This is a genomic window from Nonomuraea sp. NPDC050310 (genome assembly GCF_040655795.1).
Taxonomy (GTDB): Bacteria; Actinomycetota; Actinomycetes; order Streptosporangiales; family Streptosporangiaceae; genus Nonomuraea.
Genome location: NZ_JBFAKP010000033.1, coordinates 1 through 19,432 on the forward strand (window position 1 = coordinate 1; position 19,432 = coordinate 19,432).

The 19,432-nt window shown below is 72.6% G+C and carries 20 protein-coding genes; 13 read left to right on the forward strand and 7 right to left on the reverse strand.

Annotated elements, in window-relative coordinates; all coding sequences use genetic code 11:
- The 3 genes from AB0I67_RS40110 to AB0I67_RS40120 form a co-directional block, all read left to right on the forward strand.
- Window positions 1-486: GntR family transcriptional regulator (locus AB0I67_RS40110; RefSeq protein WP_357935508.1), on the forward strand; the 486-nt coding region annotated here is incomplete at its 5' end.
- On the forward strand, window positions 483-1,466 hold the full coding sequence (locus tag AB0I67_RS40115) for a DUF1648 domain-containing protein (protein ID WP_357935511.1): 984 nt from the start codon (window positions 483-485) through the stop codon (window positions 1,464-1,466). The genes AB0I67_RS40110 and AB0I67_RS40115, both read left to right, overlap by 4 nt.
- 817 nt (window positions 1,467-2,283) lie before the next feature.
- A complete protein-coding gene (locus AB0I67_RS40120; RefSeq protein ID WP_357935514.1) occupies window positions 2,284-3,036 on the forward strand; it encodes a CPBP family intramembrane glutamic endopeptidase in 753 nt (250 codons plus the stop codon).
- Window positions 3,037-3,410: 374 nt separating this feature from the next.
- Here AB0I67_RS40120 and AB0I67_RS40125 read toward each other — a convergent pair whose 3' ends face one another.
- Together AB0I67_RS40125 and AB0I67_RS40130 are read right to left on the reverse strand one after the other, a co-directional pair.
- The gene (locus AB0I67_RS40125) at window positions 3,411-4,400 is read right to left on the reverse strand and encodes an adenosylcobinamide-GDP ribazoletransferase (RefSeq protein ID WP_357935516.1); all 990 of its coding nucleotides are present in this window, start codon (window positions 4,398-4,400) and stop codon (window positions 3,411-3,413) included.
- A 299-nt stretch (window positions 4,401-4,699) separates the two neighbouring features.
- A complete protein-coding gene (locus AB0I67_RS40130) occupies window positions 4,700-6,007 on the reverse strand; it encodes an aminoglycoside 3'-phosphotransferase (RefSeq protein WP_357935519.1) in 1,308 nt (435 codons plus the stop codon).
- A gap of 24 nt (window positions 6,008-6,031) precedes the next feature.
- Here AB0I67_RS40130 and AB0I67_RS40135 point away from each other — a divergent pair, with 24 nt between their 5' ends.
- Entirely contained in the window at window positions 6,032-6,829 is a 798-nt protein-coding gene (locus AB0I67_RS40135) for an ATP-binding cassette domain-containing protein (protein WP_357935522.1), read from the forward strand.
- A gap of 344 nt (window positions 6,830-7,173) precedes the next feature.
- On the opposite strand, the gene AB0I67_RS40140 is transcribed toward AB0I67_RS40135, so the two are convergent.
- Together AB0I67_RS40140 and AB0I67_RS40145 are read right to left on the reverse strand one after the other, a co-directional pair.
- Complete coding sequence (locus tag AB0I67_RS40140) at window positions 7,174-8,121, reverse strand: bifunctional adenosylcobinamide kinase/adenosylcobinamide-phosphate guanylyltransferase (RefSeq protein ID WP_357935525.1); 948 nt, start codon at window positions 8,119-8,121, stop codon at window positions 7,174-7,176.
- 452 nt (window positions 8,122-8,573) lie between these two features.
- Complete coding sequence (locus tag AB0I67_RS40145; RefSeq protein ID WP_357935528.1) at window positions 8,574-9,215, reverse strand: SCO2322 family protein; 642 nt, start codon at window positions 9,213-9,215, stop codon at window positions 8,574-8,576.
- 82 nt (window positions 9,216-9,297) lie between these two features.
- On the opposite strand from AB0I67_RS40145, the gene AB0I67_RS40150 reads away from it, so the two are divergent.
- Entirely contained in the window at window positions 9,298-9,504 is a 207-nt protein-coding gene (locus AB0I67_RS40150) for a hypothetical protein (protein WP_357935530.1), read from the forward strand.
- Window positions 9,505-9,556: 52 nt separating this feature from the next.
- Here AB0I67_RS40150 and AB0I67_RS40155 read toward each other — a convergent pair whose 3' ends face one another.
- Complete coding sequence (locus AB0I67_RS40155; RefSeq protein ID WP_357935533.1) at window positions 9,557-10,555, reverse strand: aldo/keto reductase family protein; 999 nt, start codon at window positions 10,553-10,555, stop codon at window positions 9,557-9,559.
- A 59-nt stretch (window positions 10,556-10,614) separates the two neighbouring features.
- Window positions 10,615-10,935 carry a hypothetical protein gene (locus AB0I67_RS40160; RefSeq protein ID WP_357935536.1) on the reverse strand — a complete coding sequence of 107 codons (321 nt, stop codon included), beginning with the start codon at window positions 10,933-10,935 and terminating at the stop codon, window positions 10,615-10,617.
- Window positions 10,936-10,989: 54 nt separating this feature from the next.
- Between AB0I67_RS40160 and AB0I67_RS40165 the strand changes: the two genes are divergently transcribed.
- Window positions 10,990-11,838 carry a hypothetical protein gene (locus tag AB0I67_RS40165; RefSeq protein WP_357935538.1) on the forward strand — a complete coding sequence of 283 codons (849 nt, stop codon included), beginning with the start codon at window positions 10,990-10,992 and terminating at the stop codon, window positions 11,836-11,838.
- A 72-nt stretch (window positions 11,839-11,910) separates the two neighbouring features.
- Here the strand turns inward: AB0I67_RS40165 and AB0I67_RS40170 are convergent, their stop codons facing one another.
- A complete protein-coding gene (locus AB0I67_RS40170) occupies window positions 11,911-12,522 on the reverse strand; it encodes a DUF3043 domain-containing protein (RefSeq protein WP_357935541.1) in 612 nt (203 codons plus the stop codon).
- 126 nt (window positions 12,523-12,648) lie between these two features.
- Here AB0I67_RS40170 and AB0I67_RS40175 point away from each other — a divergent pair, with 126 nt between their 5' ends.
- Genes AB0I67_RS40175 through AB0I67_RS40205 form a run of 7 tightly spaced genes read left to right on the forward strand, consistent with a single transcriptional unit; the run spans window position 12,649 to window position 19,411 of the window.
- Entirely contained in the window at window positions 12,649-13,458 is an 810-nt protein-coding gene (locus AB0I67_RS40175; protein ID WP_357935544.1) for a PspA/IM30 family protein, read from the forward strand.
- Window positions 13,455-13,733, forward strand: coding sequence for a hypothetical protein (locus AB0I67_RS40180; RefSeq protein WP_357935546.1), 279 nt, complete (start codon window positions 13,455-13,457; stop codon window positions 13,731-13,733). The genes AB0I67_RS40175 and AB0I67_RS40180 overlap by 4 nt, the downstream gene beginning before the upstream one ends.
- 10 nt (window positions 13,734-13,743) lie before the next feature.
- Window positions 13,744-14,595, forward strand: a complete 852-nt coding sequence (locus AB0I67_RS40185; protein WP_357935548.1) for a M48 family metalloprotease — start codon at window positions 13,744-13,746, stop codon at window positions 14,593-14,595.
- A gap of 15 nt (window positions 14,596-14,610) precedes the next feature.
- The gene (locus AB0I67_RS40190; RefSeq protein ID WP_357935550.1) at window positions 14,611-15,171 is read left to right on the forward strand and encodes a hypothetical protein; all 561 of its coding nucleotides are present in this window, start codon (window positions 14,611-14,613) and stop codon (window positions 15,169-15,171) included.
- Between the two features lie 25 nt (window positions 15,172-15,196).
- Window positions 15,197-16,561 (forward strand): alpha/beta fold hydrolase, encoded by a 1,365-nt coding sequence (locus tag AB0I67_RS40195; protein WP_357935553.1) that lies wholly within the window; start codon window positions 15,197-15,199, stop codon window positions 16,559-16,561.
- 20 nt (window positions 16,562-16,581) lie between these two features.
- Window positions 16,582-18,756 carry a protein kinase gene (locus tag AB0I67_RS40200; protein WP_357935555.1) on the forward strand — a complete coding sequence of 725 codons (2,175 nt, stop codon included), beginning with the start codon at window positions 16,582-16,584 and terminating at the stop codon, window positions 18,754-18,756.
- Between the two features lie 37 nt (window positions 18,757-18,793).
- Entirely contained in the window at window positions 18,794-19,411 is a 618-nt protein-coding gene (locus tag AB0I67_RS40205; protein ID WP_357935558.1) for an SIMPL domain-containing protein, read from the forward strand.
- Window positions 19,412-19,432: the final 21 nt, after the last annotated feature.

A 19,432-nucleotide genomic window follows, 5' to 3' on the forward strand; every position in this document is an offset into this window, starting at 1 on the left:
TCCAGAGTGCTGGCCACCGCCGGGACCGGCATCGTGAACCGCCGCCTCACCCCCGCCGGGGCTTCGCGTTCGAGCAAGGCGCTTGGTGCTATCTCGATTAGCACCAAGTGGCCCGATGGTGCTATCGTCATTATCACCATGTTGCTCACCCTCGATCTCAACGATCAACGGCCCCTGCACGAGCAGGTCGCCGGCGCCATCCGGCGCGCCATCGCCGAGGGCTCCTACGCCCCCGGAGATCGCCTCCCGCCGGCCCGAGACCTGGCCGATGCCCTGGGCATCAACGCCAACACCGTCCTCCGCGCCCTGCGCGAGCTCCGCGACGAGGGCGTCCTGGAGTTCCGCCGCGGCCGCGGCGTGAGCGTCGCCAGCCTCGTCGAGGGGCGCCTCGCGATCGTCCTGCGCCTGCGTGAGCTGCTGGAGGAAGCCGGTCGGTACGGCTACAGCCGTGAAGACCTCATCGAAATGTTGAAGGAGTTGCCATGAGCCCGCGCACGCGAGCCCTCACCCTCGGCGGCCTCTGGGCCCCGCTGGTCGTCGCGGCGATCCTCATACCGGCCCTGCTGCTGCGCGACCGCCTGCCCGACCCGCTCGCCACCCACTGGAGCAGCGGCGGCCGGCCCGACTCCTCGATGAGCCTCCCCGTCAGCCTGCTCTTCGCCATCGGCATCTTCCTCGTGCTGTGGGCCGTCTCCATGGGCGTGGCCGTCCACGGCCAGGTCTTCGACCGGCGTCTCAGCCGTGGCTACTGGTGGGCCGTCCTCGCCTGGTCCGGCCTGTTCGCCGCCGGCATGGAGCTCTCCACCGTGCTGGCCAACCTCGACGCCCCTGCCTGGACCCAGGCCCGTAGTCCCGTCTGGGCCGCCGTCACCGTGCTCCTCGTCTCCGTCCTGGGCGCGGTGGCCGCCGGCTTCGCCTTCCGTGGCGCCCCCGACCAGCCCGTCCCCGACGGCGAGGCGCCTCCCGCCCTGCGGCTGCGGGCCGGCGAGCGTTCCGTCTGGGTCAGCCGGGTCCTCAACCCCTGGCTTGCGCTCCTCGCCGCCCTGCCCGCCGTCGTCGCCCTCGTCCTGCTCGTCCTGTGGTTCATCGGCGTCCTGCCCTCCGCCACCCTCTGGGCCAGCCTCGCCGGCACCCTCATCGTCTTCGTGGCCGGCATCCTCACCTACACCGTCTCCGTCCGCGTCAGCCCGGCCGGCGTCGCCGTCGGCTTCGGCCCCTTCGGCTGGCCGGTGCGCCGCATCCCCCTCGCCAAGATCGAAACCGCCTGGGCCGAGGACCGCTTCCCCAGCCAGGTCGGCGGCTGGGGCATCCGCGGCGTCCCGGGCATGGCCGCCATCATGATCCGCGGCGGCGACTGCCTCGTCCTCCGCTACCGCTCCGGCGGCCAGTTGATCATCAGCACCGACGACGCCCGCAACGGCGCCTCCTTGATCAACGCCCTCATAGCCGAAACCCCCACCCCCTAGCCCCACCTACAGCCCGCCCCGCCCCCCACCCCAGCCGCCCCGCCCCCCAACCCAGCCGCCCCGCCCCCCAACCCACCCACCAGCCAACCGCCCAACCTGTCCACCGGCCTAACCCGCTACTAGACCCGCCCATCCGCCTAACCCGCCACTAGACCCGCCCACCACTGTGGCCCACCACTCGGTCCGCCACCCTCGTCCGTCCGTCACCGACCGTCACCGTCCGTCCGCTCGGCACCCTTGTCCGTCCGTCCGTCCGTCGCCGTCCGCTCGTCCGTCAGTCACCCTTGTCCGTCCGCCTCGCCCATCACCCCCGGGCGACACCCTCCCAGCGGACACGCGGACTTCGCGGTGAGCATGCAATCCACGACGCCCGGTCAGCCGTCCGTCCCACCGAGCCGTCCGTCCATCCGGTCAGCCGCCCGCCGAGCCGCCCGGTCAGCCGTCCGCCGAGCCGCCCGGTCAGCCGTTCGCCGAGGCTGCCGTCCGCCGGTTCAACTGCCCGTCCCTCCTAGCCAGCCACCTGCCTAGGTCGCGGCCACCGCCGCAGCCCCACCCACCCCGACCCACGTGCCAACACCCTCGGCCCCCAGACAGCCCGTGCCGCCACCGAGCGCGGCCCCTGCCTCCTCCGGAGCCCCCGATGCCCCCGACTCCCTCCCAGCCCTCATCCCCGCCCCTTCCTCAAAACCCCGCCGCACGGAGACGCGACCTGACCGTCTTCCTAGCGGTCGCCTTCGGCCTGTCCTGGCTCATAGCCCTGCCACTCTGGCTGGGCACCGGCCTGAACTCCCCAACAGCCCCGGTCCACGCCGTCGCCATGATGGCCACCCCAACCATCGCCGTACTGGCCGTCTGGGCCGCGAACCGCCGCACCACCCCCTTCCGTCAAATGGCCACCGAAACCGGCCTCACCCTCGGCCCCAACCGCAAACGCACCCTCCTGATCCTCCTCACCGCCTGGCTGGGCACCCCGGTCCTGATCGTCCTGGCCTTCGGCCTGAGCATCGCCCTGGGCCTCCTCCCCACAGACCTCTCGGGCATGGCCGCCAACCTCCGCACAGCCGGCCTACCCGTCCCCGAGAACCTCCCCCTGGTCCTCACTGCCCAGATCATCGGCTCAGCCCTCATCGGCCCGGTCCTCAACGCCCTGCCCTCCCTCGGCGAAGAGTGGGGCTGGCGTGGCTGGCTCCTGCCCCGCCTCGTCGAAACCCGTGGCGTAGGGCAGGCGGTCCTCATCTCGGGCCTCATCTGGGGCGCCTGGCACGCCCCCCTCACCCTGCTCGGCTACAACTACCCGAGCCTGGGCCCGTGGGCGGCCCTCATGTTCACCGGCGCCACCGTCCTCATCGGCGCCCTCTTCTCCTGGTTGCGCCTCCGCAGCGGCAGTGTGTGGCCCGCCGTCATCGCCCACGGCTCCCTCAACGCCGTCGCCCCGATGATCGCCCTCTTCGCCGCCCCGGACACCCCGCCCAACTACGTCCTGGCCGGCATCACCGGCCTCACAGGCTGGGCCCTCATGGCCCTCACCGCCGCCTGCCTCTTCCGCTTCTGGCCAGTACGGCAGGCGTAACGGACCGTGGAGGCTCGCCAAGCGCGACCAGCACACTGGTCGCGCTTCAGCCGTACCTGCGGGCCGCTGTACGCCGGGCCGTACCCGTGGGTCGAGCTGTACGGCAGGCCCTACCCGCGGGCCGAGCCGTACGGCAGGCCCTACCCGTGGGTCGAGCCGTACGGCAGGCCGTACCCGCGGGCCGAGCTGTACGACAGGCCGTACGCGCGGATGATCCATCGACCCACGCGACGAGACGCGGTGAGACCGGACGGGCGAGGCTGGTGCGCTGAGGCCAACCGCGCCTCATCCCACCTCGCCCGCTCTCAAGTCCTCACGCCCTCAGAACACGCCCCTGTCACGTGTCGCCCGCTCCCACTTAGGGGGCTGAGCCCTCAGGCGAGGACGGCGGTGGTGATGAGGGCGGCGGTGGTGGCGGTTTCGACGAGGGCGCCCAGGACGTCGCCGGTGATGCCGCCCAGGCGCTTGACGGACCGGCGGAGGAGGAGCAGCGCGACCCCGAGCCCGGCGAGGACGGAGATCGGGAGAACGACCACCAACGGCAGGCCGCCGGGCAGGAGCAGGGCGGCGGGAGTCAGGGCTGGTGGGGTGGTGCCACCCAGGACCGGGTTGGGGCCGCCCACGGCCGGGTTGGGGCCGCCCACGGCTGGGGTGGGGTTGCCCACGGTGGAGGTGGGGCCGCCCACGGCTGGGGTGGGGTTGCCCACGGCTGGGGTGGGGTTGCCTGCGGTCGAGGTGGGGTTGCTCACGGCTGGGGTGGTGCCCTCTAGAGCGAGGAAGGTGACGGAGGTCAGGGCAAGCAGGGCGGCGAAGGCAAGGACCAGGAGGGTGACGAGGTAGGGCGTGCTGCGCCGTACTGTGCCCGCGACCATGGCGCCGAGGCCGTCGGGGCGGGCGGAGGGGACACCGGACCGGCAGGCCCAGGTGAGGGTGAGACGGCCGGTGAGGGTGGCGGTGATCAGAGCTGCGACGGAGGCTGCGGGCGGGAGGCCAGCCAGGGCGGCGGTCTGGGCGAGGACGGTGAAAATCAAGGTCGCGACGCCGAAGGGGCCGATGTCGGACCGCTTCAGGATGTCGAGGGCTTGAGGGGCGGGTTTGGCGCTGCCCAGTCCGTCGGCGAGGTCGGCGAGGCCGTCCAGGTGGAGGGCCCGGGTGAGGTAGGCCAGGACGGCCAGCGCCAGGACTGCGCCGAGGAGGCCTGGGGCGAGCAGCAGGGGGATGGCGGCGAACAGGCCCAGGGCGATACCGACGACAGGGGCCAGGGTCATGGCCTGGCCTGCGACTTCTCGGTCGACTCGGGTTACGCGGACGCGGAAGATGCTGAGCGTTCCCACCGCGAACTTGGCGCCGTCGACCCATGACATATCGGTTGATCGTATGGGGTGGCCGCGGGTGGGGCTGGGGCGGCTGGCCGGTCGGGGTGGGGGAGTGGCCGGGACTGGGTGGCTGGCCGGGCGTGCGGGTCGGAACTGGGCTCGCGGCTGGTGGGCCAGTCGGGGCGACGGCGTGGGGATGGCCTAGGGACGGGTGGCCGGGGTGTCTTGGGCGGCCGAGCGGGCTGTCCTGAAGGGGTGGCCGGGCTGTCTTGAAGGAGTGGCCGGGCTGTCTTGCAAGTGTGGTGGGGCTGTCTTGGAGGTGTGGTCCGGGGCTTGGAGAGGCGGGGTTAGAAGAGTTCGTCGAGCAGGCGGTAGTACTCCAGGAGCCCCGGGTCGGGGGTGGCCAGGCCGTACGCGGTGAAGAAGGCGGTGACGGCGGCAGGGCCGAAGTCCTCGGTGAGGTCGCGGGCGGCCAGGGCGAGGTCGCGGTGGCGGTCGGCCATGCCCAGGCGGGAGACGTCGAGGATGGTGCCGTCGAGCAGGACGTTCGAGGGGGTGAAGTCGCCGTGGGTCACCACGAGGTCCTCCGCGGGAGGGCGGGTGGTGAGGAGGCGGGTGAGGATTTGGTCCGGGGTCTGGCCCTCGTTGTCGGGGTCGAAGTCGTCGGCGTCGACGAGATCTTCCAGGACCTGGCGGCGGGACTCGTCGAGCATGACGTCCAGGCTGCCGTCGAAGGGGCAGGGCGGGAGCATGTGCAGGGCGCGGAGGGTACGGCCCAGGCGGGCGCCGATCTCGGCCCCAGAGAGGGAGGCGGTGGCGAGGCTGGGGGAGGCGGCGTCGGCCAGCACCAGGAGGGCCGGGGTGAGGGCCGGATCGTTGGGCTCGTAGGCGGCGATCTCGGGGGTGGGGAGGCCTCGGGCTGTCAGCCAGGTCAGGCGGGTGTGTTCGGCGGTGGCGGCGGGGCCGTGCTTGATCCAGAACGTGCCGGTGGTGGCTTTGACGCGGGAGACCGAGCCGCTGAGTCCTTCGTGGTCGTCGGACCAGGTGGGGGAGGGGCCGAGGAGAGCGGCGATGGCGGGCGGGAGGGTCTGGCGGAAGTCGGCGCTCGTCAGGGTGGCCAGGTGGTTGAGGGCGGTTTGTTCCAGGGCGGGGGCGTGGTCGCGGGCCAGGGGGAGGGTGCGGGTGAGGAGGGTGGTGGCGGCGTGGAGGTCGCCGCGGAGGTGGTGGAGGGTGGCGAGGTCGAGGCGGGTCGCGACGAGGTCGGCTGGGGTGGAGGCCAGGGCGAGGGCGCGGTCGAGCAGGTCGCGGGCCTCGTCGTACGCAGCGGGGCCGCACAGGGCAGCGGTCTCGTGGGGCGCGGCGGGGTCGACCGGGGTGCGGGTGTCGTTGTGCGCGGCCTGCACGGAGTCGCCGTGGTCGTGAGCGGCAGGCAGGCCACCGTCGGGACCATGCGGCGTGGGGTCGTGGGGCCTGCCGTACGGGCGCGGGGTGGCGAGGGCGAGGAGGGCTACGGCGGACCAGCGGGCGGTGGTGTGGGTGAGTGGGTTGGCGGCGCGTGCGGCGGCGAGGGCGGCCGTCAGTTCGTCCCGGTCGGTGGGGATCGGGCGGCCGTGGGCGTCGTGGGTGATCAGGTCCTGGATCCTGGCATGGCGCACATTTGGTGACGTTATCGTGGCCGGATGCATGCGATTGAGGTGGCCGGGGTGTCGGTGAAGGTCGTGGGCAGGACGCTGCTCGCGGAGCTCGACTGGCAGGTGAGGTACGGCGAGCACTGGGTGATCCTGGGGCCGAACGGGGCCGGGAAGACGACGCTGCTGTCATTGGCGGCGGCGGTGCGGCACCCGACGGAGGGCGTCGTACAGGTGCTCGGGCATCGGCTGGGACGCGTCGACCTGCGAGAACTGCGCAAGCACCTCGGGCTGGTGACGGCCAGCCAGCGGCTGATCGACGAGGAGCTGCTGGAGGAGGAAGGGGCCACGGCGCACACCGTGGTGCTGACCGGGCATACCGGGACCAGTGCGCCGCTGTGGGATCGGTACGGGCCGGCGGAGCACGAGCGGGCGCATCGGCTGCTGGCGGATCTCGGGTGCAAGGATCTGGCGGATCGGCGGTTCCGGGTGTGCTCGCAGGGGGAGCGGGCCAGGATTCGGGTGGCTCGGGCGTTGATGCCGGATCCGGCGGTGTTGTTGCTGGACGAGCCGTTCGCCGGGCTTGATCTGCCGGCTCGGGAGGATCTGATCGCGGCGGTGGAGGATCTGGCGAACAACCGGCCGGTGCTGACGACCGTGACGGTCACGCACCATCTGGAGGAGATCCCGGCCACTACGACGCACGCGATGCTCATGCGGGATGCGCGGGTGCTGGCTCGGGGGACCGCGGAGGAGGTGCTGACGGCGGAGAACCTGTCGGCGTGCTTTGACCGGAGGCTGCGGGTGGAGCGGCACGACGGGCGCTGGTATGCGCGGCGGGCGGGCTAGCCGGCGGGGGTGAGGGGGTCCTAAGGGCCCACGCGATCAAACGGCCTAGCGATTCAAACGGCCCGAGCGCTCCAAACGGACTAAGCGGTCCAGGTGGCCCGGGTGGCCCGGCTGGCCCAGGTGGCCCAGGTGGCCCAGGTGGCCCAGGTGGCCTAGGTGGCCCAGGTGGCCCAGGTGGCCTAGGTGGCCCAGGTGGTCCAGGTGGTCCAGGTGGTCCAGGTGGCCCAGGTGGTCCAGGGAGCCCAAGCCATCGGGCGGCGGTCGGGTGGGCCGGTGGGCCCGGCCCGGTGGGGCGGGTTGAGTGGGCGGCCGGGTCCCTCTTCCTCGGCTTCGGCGTCTGCCGGTTAGAGGGGCAGGAGGCGGCCGGCGATGACCAGGGCGACCTGTTCGGACTCGGCGGCCAGGCGTTGGTTGAGGCGGCCCAGGGCGTCGCGGAAGGCGCGGCCGGAGGCGGTGGCGGGGATGACGCCCAGGCCGACCTCGTCGGAGACGGCGACGATCGGTTGCGGGGTGCGGCGCCAGGCTTCGATGAGGGCGTCGCAGTGGTCGGCCACGCGGGTGGGTTCGCGCCATTGGAGGGTGGCCAGCCAGGAGCCGATGCCGTCGATCAGCAGGGGCGTGGTGGCCTCGGCGATCGTCTTGGCCAGTTCCGTGGTTTCGGTGGTGGTCCAGTGGGCGGGGCGGCGGGATCGGTGGGCCTCGACGCGGGTGCGCCACTCGGGGTCGTCGTCGCCTGTGGGACCGGTGGCGACGTAGGTGACGTACGGCTCGGCGGCCAGGCGGAGTTCGGCTTCGGCGGATTTGCCGGATCTGGAGCCGCCCAGGAGCAGGGTTCTCAGGGGGAGCGGGGTGCGGGGCGTGGGTGGGGTTGCGGTGTCCACCTCCTGGCCGTCCTGTACGGCTTGCAGGCCCCACAGGATGCAGTGGCGGGTGAGGTCTGCTTCCGAGCGGGTCCGGTGGTCCAGGGCGGCGGCCAGGAGGTGGGTCGCGTCCGAGATGAGGCCTTTGCGGCGGAGGTCGGCCAGCACGTGGGGGGCGGTGGTGGGGTCGACCAGGACGGCGGCGTAACTCGCCTCTGCGGGAGCGGTGTCGGCGAAGGGGGTGGCGTTGAGGAGGAGGTCGCCGGCCGTGCCGGTGATGATCGGCCGGCGGAGGTCGGCGGGGGTGCCGTCCACGAACAGGGCCAGGGGGGCGCGCCAGGCCGACTGGGGGAGGGAGAGGCAGGAGGCGCACCGGCAGCCCGGCTCCGGCCAGCCGTACTGGCCTGCCGTACCGGTGAACAGGATCTTCACCTGACCGAGCGTAGGACACCGGCTGGAAGGGGGTGAGGCCGCCGCCCGGCCGGGGAGGGATCCGAGGCGGGCGGCGGCCCCACCGGGAAGGCCCGGTCACCACAGCGGACGGTCATCCCGGGACCGCCACGGGCAACCGGGCCGGGCCAGAGGCTCGGGCCGCAGGTGCTGGGGCTGGCGAAGTAGCAGGGGAGTGGAAACAGGGGGAGAGCGCGGAACCGCCGGGGAGTCGGCCCAGACCTGCAGGAACCGGTGGGAGTCGGCCTCGACCTGCAGGAACCGGCGGGGGTCGGCCCAGACCTGCAGGAACCAGCGGGCTGCGGCCCCGGCTCGCAGGAACCGGCGGGCGCCCGGCCCCAACCTGCCCAAAACCGCCGGAACCCGGGGCGGCGCTCAACCCGCCGTAACCGGGCCCAACCGGTAAGGGGCCGGCTCAGGCAGCGCTCCGGGGGTCAGGCGGAGATGCGGGAGCGGCGGCGGGTGGCCACCACGGCGCCGCCCGCGAGCAGCGCCAATGCCCCAGCGCCCCCCAGGATCCACCCCGCCGGCACCCCGGAAGCCTCCGGAGCGGCGACGGAGGCGGAAGCCGGAGCAGGCAGGTCGGCGCCCTGGGCGCGGGACGGGTAGCCGTTGACCGAGGTCACCGTCTCCCCCTCCACCTTCACCTTGGCCGCCGCGGCCAGCAACTGCAGGGCGGTGGCGTCCGCGGCTCCCGTGACACAGGTGACCACCTGCTGGGGCGGTGTGTCTCCTGGGTAGGCGTCGAGCTCGGCGTCGCCGAAGTCGATGGCCAGCCCCACCCGCTTGCCCCCCTCGGGCAGGGCGGTCTTCCCGCACAGGGCGGTGAAGTCGGGCACCTCGACGGCGGGCGACTCGAAGTCGGTGGTGGCCGCGAAGCGCCAGCCGAGCACGGTGCCGTCCGCGGGACGTTCGGCGGTGGCGGGCAACGACAACCAGGCGGTGCCGTCGCTCTGCCAGAGGCTCCAGGCCCGCGGCCCGGCCGGATCGCCGGTGGGTGGTGCGGCAAGGGCAGGAGAGGAGAGAGTAAAGGCGGCGGCTAGGGAGAAAGCGGCGACACGAAAGGCGCGCAGCATCGATCGGCCTCCATACTCGGGAGTAGGGTGCAGGCTGTTGAGGACTTCGTGCGTAACCGGTAACGAAAAGGGAGCGTAATTCATGACATGGCGGTGGCGTTATGAAAATGCCAATGGTGGTGAGGTAACAGATCGGCCATTGCCGCGCGAGGTCTTTCCGAGCCAGGCCGACGCGGAGTCGTGGCTGGGCGAGAACTGGCGTGAGCTGCTGGAATCCGGTGTGGAAAAGGTCGCGCTGCTGGAGGATGACCGCACCGAATACACAGGATTGTCACTGCGCTCCGAGTGAAAAAAGAAATCCCCTTGCGCCTCCTGTGGCGCAAGGGGATTTCCGGGAAAGGCTACGGCCGGGTGGCCGGGCTGACCGTCTTGGCCGGGTCGCGCTCCACGACCGGCCCGAGGACGGCGTCGATCCGCTCCATGACGGAGGCGTCGAGCTTGACCCCGGAGGCCTTGACGTTGTCACGCACCTGCTCGGGCCGGGTCGCCCCGACGATGGCGCTGGCGACGTTCGGGTTCTGCAGCACCCAGGCCACCGCGAGCTGGGCCATGGTGAGCCCGAGGTCGGCGGCGATGGGCTTGAGCTCCTGCACGCGGGTCAGCACGTCATCGGTGAGCATGCGGTTGATGAAGCCCGCACCGGCCTCGGAGGTGGCGCGCGAACCGGCGGGCGGGGGCTGGCCGGGCAGGTACTTGCCGGTCAGCACGCCCTGCGCGATGGGCGACCAGACGATCTGGCTGAGCCCCTCCTTCTCGCTGAGCGGCACGACCTCCGACTCGATGACCCGCCACAACATCGAGTACTGCGGCTGGTTGGAGACCAGGCGGTCGAAGCCCATCTCGTCGGCGATCTTGAGCGCCGCGGCGATCTGGTCGGCGGTCCACTCGCTCACCCCGACGTACAGGACCTTGCCCTGCCGTACGAGGTCGTCGAAGGTCTTGAGCGTCTCCTCGAGCGGGGTGAAGTGGTCGAAGCGGTGCGCCTGGTACAGGTCGACGTAGTCGGTCTGCAGGCGGCGCAGCGAGCCGTTGATGGACTCGGTGACGTGCTTGCGCGACAGGCCACGGTCGTTGGGCCCGTCGCCGGTGGGCCAGTAGACCTTGGTGAAGATCTCCAGCGACTCCCGGCGCACGCCCTTCAGCGCCCGGCCGAGGACTTCCTCGGCCTTGGTGCGCGCGTACACGTCCGCGGTGTCGAAGGTGGTGATGCCCTCGTCGAGCGCCGCGTGCACGCAGGCCTTGGCCGCCTCCTCCTCGACCTGGGAGCCGTGGGTGATCCAGTTGCCGTAGCTGATCTCACTGACCAGGAGACCGCTGCGGCCGAGGTGACGAAATTCCATACATCCGACCTTAGGGGCAGTCGGCAGGCGGCCCGTACACGGGCACCGGCGACCGGCGGTCAGCCCGTACACGGGCTCCAGATCATCCCGAGCCCCTTCATGACGCCCACCACGCCCAGCAGGCACGCCACCGCCATCACGGCCAGCGTCGGCGCCTTGCGCGCGTCGGTCCGCAGGCCGGTGGCCACCTCCCAGCCGGCGACCAGCGCCAGGAGCACGCTCAGCCCGCCCAGCCCGATGCCCGCGAAGTCCGTGTAGGAGCACGACGTCACCTTGCCGTTGAGCGACACGGTGCTCAGGGAGCTCAACCGCACCACCAGAGCGAGCAAACCGATGACAAGGGCGCCCCAGGCCTTGGGCGCCACCACGCGAAGATTCATGGCGTGAGTTCTATCGAGATCAACTTGCAAACCACTGAACGGTAGGGTCCCCTCGTGACGAAGCTCCTGCGGACGCTGCTCACCGCGGCCGTGCTGGCCGCGATCGGCGTACGGCTGCGCCGCCGCGCGCGCCGGGTGAAGGCCGAGGCCGGCGGCGGTGCGGCCACCGCCCAGCTCGAACGCCGGCGACCCCTGTGGGGCGCCGTGCTGGCCGTACTGGCCGCGACGGCGGTGACGCTGGCCGTGGCGGTCGTCCCGCTGGTCCCGCGCGCCTCGCTCGGCCAGAGCGCCGTCCGGATGCGCCCGCCCGTCGCCGCGCCGGCCACCGCCCAGAGCGCCCCGTCGCCCAGCGTGACGCCCACTCCGGCGGAGTGCGTACGGCAGGCGGCCCCCGTCGTCCGCCCGCTGAACCCGAGGGTGGTCCGTGCGGTCAACCGCCAGTGGCGGCGCATCGAGAGGTGGCTGGCCGAGAACGCGCCGGCCACCCGCGCCACGCTCGCGCGCCCGGCGAGGGCCCGCACGATCGCCATCGCCGAGGCCCAGATGAACCTGCGCTTCCCCGACGACCTGCGGGCCTCGCTCCTGCGCCACGACGGCGGCCTGCCGACGCCGCTCAACGTGCGGGGGATGCGCGACCGGTGGCGGGCGCAGTGCGTCTCGTGGGGCGAGGAGGAGTTGCGCTACCGCGACCTGATCCCGGTCGGCATCCTGGACGTGGTGCACGCCGAGACCGGCCGGATGGGCGTCGTGGGCAGGATCTCCGGCCCGGCGTTCGAGGACGGCCGCCCGTCCTACTACGCGCTGCTGCGCGACATGGCGGACGCCCTCGAGCGGGGCCGCCCGCTGGACGACCAGCGCCCGGTGGTCCGCTCCGGCGAACTGGAATGGGTGCCGCTGCCCTGACCCTGATCTTTCCCTGACCCGGACCCCGATCTCGGGGGTCCGGACCCTGACCCGACCCTGAGAAAGGGCCCGCTACTTCTTCGGGGGAACCGGCTTGCCGCCGGGCAGCACGGTGGGCGGGGGAAAGCGGAGCTTGCGGATCTGCAGCGCGCGCATGGCGGCGTAGAACCCGACGCCCTTCATGGACTCGTTGGGGAACTTCTCCGCCGCCAGCTTCTTGACCTTCCAGGCGACGAAGATCGAGGTCGCCACCACGCCGACCATCATGACCGGCCAGCCGATCGTGATGACGTAGTAGTAGATGGTCATCTGGGTCTGCTGGTTGCCCCACGGAATCCAGGTCAGCAGCAGGATGAGCAGCGAGAACGGCAGGAAGTACTGGCTCGGCAGCCGGCGGGCGTCGACCCAGTCGCGGGCGAACTTGCGCACCGGGCCGCGGTCACGGACCGGCAGGAACTTCTCCTCGCCGCGCAGCATGCCCTCACGGGCCCGCTGGCGCTCGGCGTTCTGCTTGGCCCGCAGTTGGCGGTAGGCCTCTTTCCGGTCGCGCGGAGCGCTGACAGGCTGGCGCCGACGCCCCTCGGCGTCCCGGCGCTTGGGAGTCGGTCGTCCTTTGCCCTGGGGCTTAGGATCGTCTTCGGGGACGGGGGTGTCCACCGAGGTCTGGGATCGGCGTCGCAACACGACGTCAACCCTACCTGGACTGCAACTTAGTGACGCCCCCGTACGTTATGCGTAGGGTAATCCCAAGGCGGCTGCGCTGCAGTGGGTGACCGACAGCACGACCTAAGAAGGGGATGGCCGACGCGCATGAGCGTGATGAAGAGACTTTCCATGATCTTCAAGTCCAAGGCCAACAAGGCCCTGGACAAGATGGAGGATCCGCGCGAGACGCTGGACTACTCCTACCAGCGCCAGCTCGAGCTGCTGCAGAAGGTTCGCAGGGGCGTGGCCGACGTGGCGACCTCGCGCAAGCGGGTGGAGCTGCAGATCAACCAGATCCGCCAGCAGGCGACCAGGCTGGAGGACCAGGGCCGCAAGGCGCTGTCGGTGGGGCGTGAGGACCTGGCGCGTGAGGCGCTGAGCCGCCGTTCCGGTCTGCAGACGCAGATCGCCGACCTCCAGGTCCAGCACGACAACCTGCAGGCCGAGGAGGAGAAGCTCACCACCGCCTCCCACCGCCTCCAGGCCAAGGTCGACGCCTTCCGCACCAAGAAGGAGACGATCAAGGCGACCTACACCGCCGCCGAGGCGCAGACCCGCATCAACGAGGCCTTCTCCGGAATCTCCGAGGAGATGGGCGACGTCGGTCTCGCGATCCAGCGCGCCGAGGACAAGACGGCGCAGATGCAGGCCCGGGCCGGCGCGATCGACGAGCTGCTCGCCAGCGGCGTGCTCGACGACTTCAGCGGCCAGCGCGGCGACGACATCCAGCTCGAGCTCGACCGCATGGGCGGCGGGCGCGACGTGGAGCTGGAGCTCGCCCGGATGAAGGCCGAGCTGGGCATGGCCCCGGCGCCCAAGTCCGCGATCGAGCAGGGCCAGCCGGCGCCGCAGCAGCAGCCGCAGACCCAGGCGCACCCCACCCAGCAGCACCAGCAGCCGGGGGAGAACTCATGATCATCCGCATCATGGGCGAGGGCCAGGTCGAGGTGGCCCCCGACGACATCGCGACGCTCAACGAGCTCGACAACGAGCTCGAGGGCGCCATCGTCGCCGGTGACGAGGGCGCCTTCCGCGAGCGGCTGCACGCGCTGCTCGACAAGGTCCGCCACGTCGGCAAGTCGCTGCCGGACGAGAGCCTGGAGCCTTCCGAGCTGATCCTGCCGCCCGCCGACGCCTCGATGGAAGAGGTACGGGCGATGCTCGGCGACCAGGGCCTCATCCCCGGTTAGGCGCCCGGCCATGCGCTCGCGGTTCGCCCCCGACAGCCGTCTGGTCCGGCGCATGCTCGTGACCATCCTGCTGCTCGGGCTGCTGTACGCAGCCTTCGTGGCCGCCCTCATCGCCGCAGGCGTGGGGGCGGCCGTCGCCGCGGTGGCCCTGGCGGCCGTCCTGGTGACCCTCCACCTGATGTCGGACCGATTAGTGCTATCGGCGATGGGGGCCAGGGAGGTCACCCCGGAGCAGGAGCCCGAGCTGCACGCGCTCGTCGACCGGCTGTGCGCGCTCGCCGACCTTCCCAAGCCGCGGGTGGCGATCAGTCCCGCCGCGGAGCCCAACGCCTTCGCCGCCGGGCACACCTCGCGCAACGCCGCCCTGTGCGTCACCCAGGGCCTGCTCGACCGGCTCGACCAGCGTGAGCTGGAAGGCGTCCTGGCGCACGAGGTCAGCCACCTCGCCCACCGCGACGTCGCCCTGTCGACCGCGGTCTCCGTCTTCTCCACCGTCGCCGGGCTGCTGTCCGGGCTGGCGCTCTTCCTCGGTCTCGGCGGCCGTCGCCGGGCCCTGGTGCCGCTCGGCCTGCTGGCTGCGCTCGCCTCCGGGGTCGTCTACCTGATCAGCCTCGTCCTCACCCGCGCGTTGTCGCGCTACCGCGAACTGGCCGCCGACCGGGGCGGCGCGTTGCTGACCCAGCGTCCGTCGGCCCTCGCCTCCGCGCTCGGCAAGATCGACGCCGCCGCGGCGGACGGGCCGCGGGTGACCAACGCCCTGATGTTCGCCGGCCAGCGCCTGCCGGACCTGCTGGACACCCACCCGCCCATCCCGCGCCGCCAGGAGCAGTTGCGCTGGCTGGCCACCGAGCTCGGCTCCTGAGCGGCCGGGGCTGACGTGCGCCGGAGGAGATGGCTCGACGCCCTGCTCGGCCGCGCCACCGTGGCCGAGCCCGACCTCGACACGCTCTTCGCGCTGCCGCCGGCCGCCGCGGTGCTCGGCACGGCGACCGGGTTCGCGTCCGCCGGGCTGGCGGGCGTCGGCTTCCGCGCCGCCGAGGGGCGGGCTTTCGCCGGCGTGCACCGGCAGGCCGGCGACCTGCTCGGCGAACGCGAGGAGATCAAGGACGCCTACGACTACACCTGGTTCCTCGCCCGCGACCCGTCGGCGGACGAGCTGGTCAAGCGGGTGCACGGGGTCAACTCCACGCTGGGGGACGCCGGGTTCGGGCCGTCGCTGCTGTGCTCGGCCTTCCGCTTCGAGTCGCGCGGCCGGGGGCTGCTGGTGGTCTACCTGTACAAACGCGGCACCTTCTACCCGTTCGCCCCGCTCGACGGGCACCGCAGGGACACCGTCCTGGAGGACCGCGCAGCCGAGGCGCTGCGTCCCGAACTGCCGGTGGAGCCGGACCGCGCGCGCTGGTTCGCACTCTGGGACATCCCCGCCCTCACCCGATAATCGCCCATAGTGATCTAATGATCACGTGGAGCGAAGATTGAGCGTGGCCGCCGCCGTGGCGTTCGCCCTCGCCGCGGTGCTGTACAGCGCCTGGATCCCGGGGGAGTTCACCACGCCCGCCCTCGACCGGATGCACGGCTACCTCAGCGAGCTGGCCGCGCGTGATCAGCCGTGGTCGGGGCTGTTCCAGCTCGCCGACGCCGGGGCGGGCCTGGCCTGCCTGGCCGGGGTGGCGCTGGTGCCCCGGATCCCGCGCGAGTGGCTGGGCTGGCTCGGCCTGGCCGCCTTCGGCCTGTTCACCGTCGGCGGCGCGCTCCTGCCGCTCGACTGCGCCTCGGTCAGCGACCCGGCCTGCGAACGCGGCCAGCGCTCCCTCGCTCACCACCTGCACGCCGTCACCAGTGCGCTGTCGGTCGCCGGCGTCACCGTCTCGATGGTGCTGCTGAGCCGTACCGTGCTGGCCTGGGTCATCACCGCGGCCTCGCTGGCCGCCACCTCGCTCGCGCTCGCCTCGATGGTCCTCGGCAACCTCGCCGGGCTGGCCCAGCGCGCCCAGCTCGTCCTGATAGCGCTGTGGCTGCTCTACCTGGCCGCCCGGCTGCTGACCCGGTGCCCGCCCGCCGACACCCGGCTCCCGCACGTCCTGCGCGAGGGCGAAGGGCCCGCCGTGCTGCTCTGCGCCGGGCTGGGCGGGGCGTGGTTCCACTGGGACGAGGTGGCCGCCGGCCTGGCGCCGCAGGCGACCGCCATCCGCTTCGACCGCCCCGGGCTCGGCCTGAGCCCCGCAGAACCGCTTCGCCCCACCCTGTACGGCGAAGCCGCCCGCCTGGCCGCGCTGGCCCCCGCCCACCCCGAGCAGGTGACGGTGGTCGCGCACTCGGTCGCCGCCTGGCACGCCGAAGCGTTCGCCCGCCTGCACCCGCTGCGGGTGAACCGGCTCGTGCTGGTGGACCCGAAGTGCCGCTCGGGCCCGCTGCGCCATCCATCGGGCTGGGGGCAGACGGCCGGGCGGTGGCTGCCCGCGTTCGGCGGCACGTGGGGCGCGCACGCGGTGGCGCGCTGCGCGGGACCGGCCGGGCACCGGCTCCTGACCGGCCGGGCGGACCCCGGCGGCGTCTACGCGGAGGGCCGGGTGGCCGCGGCCGTCACGGGGGAGTGGCTGGCCGTCCGGGAGATGGCCGCCGAGCTGCGCACGATCCGCGAGGAACACCCGTTCCCGCCCGTGCCGGTCGTGGTGATCAGCTCCGGCCGCGGCGACGCGTGCCTGGAGGAGCTGGCCGGCCTGCTGGGCGGCACGATGCTCACGCTGCCCGGCGTCGACGTGCTGCGTGAGGACCCGGCGGCGATCGTCAAGGCGTGTCTGGACGAGTCGGAGCCCGGCCCGGGGTAACGGACTGCCAGAATAGGGGCATGCTGGACTTACGGTCAGGAGATCCCGCCTGGGTGGGGGAGTACGCCCTGACCGCGCGCCTGGGCGAGGGCGGGCAGGGCACCGTGTACCTCGGGCAGAGCCGCGCCGGGGCCAAGGTGGCGATCAAGCTGATGCGGGCCGACCTGGCCGGCGACAGCGAGGCCTCCCAGCGCTTCGTGCGCGAGGTCTCGCTCGCGCGGCGCGTCGCGCCCTTCTGCACCGCGCAGGTCATCGAGACCGGGCTGCTGGGCGAGCGGCCGTTCATCGTGAGCGAGTACGTGCCGGGGCCGACGCTGTCGGAGGTGGTCAGGACCGAGGGGCCGCGCACCGGCTCCTCGCTGCACCGGCTGGCGGTCGGCACGGTGACCGCCCTGGTCGCCATCCACCAGGCCGGGATCGTGCACCGCGACTTCAAGCCGTCCAACGTGGTGCTGGCCGCCGACGGGCCGCGGGTGATCGACTTCGGGATCGCGCGGGCGCTCGACCTGACCTCCTCGCTCACCGCCTCGGCGATCGGGACGCCGTCCTTCATGGCGCCCGAGCAGCTCACGGAGGGGCAGCCGGGGCCGGCGGCGGACATGTTCGCCTGGGGCTGCACGTTGCTCTACGCCGCCTCCGGGCACCTGCCGTTCGCGGCGGACAGCCTGCCGGCGCTCTTCCACCGGATCATGTCGGCGGACGCGGATCTGTCGGTGCTGGAGGATCCGGCGTTGCGGGCGCTGGTGGGGGACTGCCTGGCCAAGGATCCCGCCCGGCGGCCCACCGCGAGCCAGGCGCTCATGCGGTTGCTCGGCGGCGGGGCGGCCTCGCCCGCACCGGTGCTGCTCGCGCAGGGCAGCGCCGCCGCCACTGGCCACCCCTCCCAGCCGCAGTCTCAGCCCCACTCCCAGCCGCAGTCTCAGCCGCAGTCCCTGCCTCCGCACGCGATGCCCGCCACGCCGCAGCCGCACGGGATGCCCGCCAACCCGCTGCCGCCTCCGCTGTATCGAGCCGCTCCGCTCCAGCACGCCGCCCCGCCGCACCAGCCCGCTCCCCACCAGTCCGCCCCCCACCAGGCCGCTCCGCCGTACCAGGGGCCGCCCTACCAGGGGGCCGGCGGCCAGACGCGGCCGGCCGGGCCGCGGCGGTCGGGCCCGTGGGTGGCGGTGGCGGCGACGGCCGCCGCGCTCGTGGTGCTGGCGGCCGCGGTGATCGTCGGCCTCCAGCTCGCCGACCCGACGAAGGGCACCGCGGGGACCACCACGCCCACCGCCGGCACCCGCTCCTCCCAGCGAACGACCCCGACCGCGACACCGACCGCGACCCCGACGGCGACCCCGAGCCCCACCACCGCCGGCCAGTTGCCCGGCACCGCGGTCACCCTGACCGAGGAGCCCGGCGACGCGCTCAAGCTGGCCTCCTACACCGTGGACGGCGGCAAGCGGATGTACCTCCGCCGGGGCGACACCTTCCACCTGGACGAGCGCTACTTCGAGTACATGCCCAGCCCCGACGGCAGCCGCGCCCTGGCCACCGAGGTGAAGTACAGCGTCGACAAGTACGCCCAGGTCTCCCTGATCGACGTCCGCAGCGGCGAGACCTACTCCACGAAGATCAGCGCCGCCCCCGTCTACCCGACCACCCCGCGCTGGTCGCCGGACGGCCGGTTCGGCCTGTTCACCCTCTACCGCGCCGAGGGCGGCACCAGCGTCACCCACGGCTTCGCGCTCGTCGACGCCGAGCGGCGCACCAGCCGGGCCTTCGAGGTCAAGGGCGACGGCTGGCGCTTCTTCTGGGTGGACGACGACACGGTCGGCACCTGGGTCGGGGGTCGTATGCAGCTGCACGACCTGGGCGGCAAGCGGATCCGCACCTTCGACGACGCCGGCTCCCCGGTCTGGGTCGAGGGCGACGACGTCTCGCCCGCGCGCACGCACTTCCTGTCGCACTGCGACCGGTCGGCGACCACCGTCTGCGCCCAGCCGCTGACCGGCTCGGCGAAGAAGATCACCATCCCGTTCACCAGCTCCCGGCTGATCGGCTGGTACGACGACCGGCACATCGCCGGCTGGGTGACCAAGCTCGGCGGCTACGAGGCGGTCGTGGTCGATCTGAACGGCAAGGTGGTGCGCAGGCTCGCCGCCACCACCAAGGTGGCCGAGTTCGGCAAGATGAGCTTCCGCTTCACTCCCTAGACGTTTCCGGAGCTCTCCCCAGGAAACGGTCACCAGCGTGGAACACACGGACGAGCGGATCACCGTCGTCGGCGAGGGCGCGGTCTCGGCCGCCCCCGACCTCATGCGGCTCCTGGCCGGGGTGGAGGTGCGCAAGGCCGGACCCGGCGAGGCCTTCGCCGCCAGCAGGGAGGCCGCCGCCCGGCTGACCCGCACGCTGCGCGAGGCGGGCGTCGCCGAGGAGGACCTGCGCACCAACGAGCTGTCCCTCGGTCCCGAGTACGAGGCCTACCCCAAGGTGGCCGGTTACCGCGCCGCGCAGGGCGTCGAGGCGCTCGTGCGCGACCTGAGCCGCGCCGACGCGGTCATCGACGCCGTGGCGGCGGTGGGGGAGGAGATCCGGCTCAACGGGCTGGTGTTCGAGGTCTCCAAGCCGGACCAGGTGCTGGAGGCCGCCCGTGCCCGTGCCTTCGCCAACGCCGCCGCCAAGGCCGCGCAGTACGCCGGGCTGGCCGGCCGGGCGCTGGGCCGCGTCGTCGCGGTCAGCGAGGAGGTCTCGGCGCCGCCCCAGCCGCTGCTGGCCGCGGCCGAGGCGATGGACGCCAAGAGCTCCGTGAGCCCCGGACGGCAGACCGTCTCGGTCACCGTCCGGGTCGTGTACGGCTTCGCCGACTGAGCCGGTTTCGGCAGAGCCTCG

What these genes read in the sequence shown, in the direction of transcription:
- AB0I67_RS40125 (WP_357935516.1), bottom strand. Translation starts at nt 4,400, where the DNA reads ATGTCATGGGTCGACGGCGCCAAGTTCGCGGTGGGAACGCTCAGCATC.
- AB0I67_RS40160 (WP_357935536.1), bottom strand. Translation starts at nt 10,935, where the DNA reads ATGAATCTTCGCGTGGTGGCGCCCAAGGCCTGGGGCGCCCTTGTCATC.
- AB0I67_RS40115 (WP_357935511.1), top strand. Translation starts at nt 483, where the DNA reads ATGAGCCCGCGCACGCGAGCCCTCACCCTCGGCGGCCTCTGGGCCCCG.
- AB0I67_RS40180 (WP_357935546.1), top strand. Translation starts at nt 13,455, where the DNA reads ATGATCATCCGCATCATGGGCGAGGGCCAGGTCGAGGTGGCCCCCGAC.
- AB0I67_RS40145 (WP_357935528.1), bottom strand. Translation starts at nt 9,215, where the DNA reads ATGCTGCGCGCCTTTCGTGTCGCCGCTTTCTCCCTAGCCGCCGCCTTT.
- AB0I67_RS40155 (WP_357935533.1), bottom strand. Translation starts at nt 10,555, where the DNA reads ATGGAATTTCGTCACCTCGGCCGCAGCGGTCTCCTGGTCAGTGAGATC.
- AB0I67_RS40135 (WP_357935522.1), top strand. Translation starts at nt 6,032, where the DNA reads ATGCATGCGATTGAGGTGGCCGGGGTGTCGGTGAAGGTCGTGGGCAGG.
- AB0I67_RS40150 (WP_357935530.1), top strand. Translation starts at nt 9,298, where the DNA reads ATGACATGGCGGTGGCGTTATGAAAATGCCAATGGTGGTGAGGTAACA.
- AB0I67_RS40200 (WP_357935555.1), top strand. Translation starts at nt 16,582, where the DNA reads ATGCTGGACTTACGGTCAGGAGATCCCGCCTGGGTGGGGGAGTACGCC.
- AB0I67_RS40120 (WP_357935514.1), top strand. Translation starts at nt 2,284, where the DNA reads ATGATGGCCACCCCAACCATCGCCGTACTGGCCGTCTGGGCCGCGAAC.
- AB0I67_RS40175 (WP_357935544.1), top strand. Translation starts at nt 12,649, where the DNA reads ATGAGCGTGATGAAGAGACTTTCCATGATCTTCAAGTCCAAGGCCAAC.
- AB0I67_RS40185 (WP_357935548.1), top strand. Translation starts at nt 13,744, where the DNA reads ATGCGCTCGCGGTTCGCCCCCGACAGCCGTCTGGTCCGGCGCATGCTC.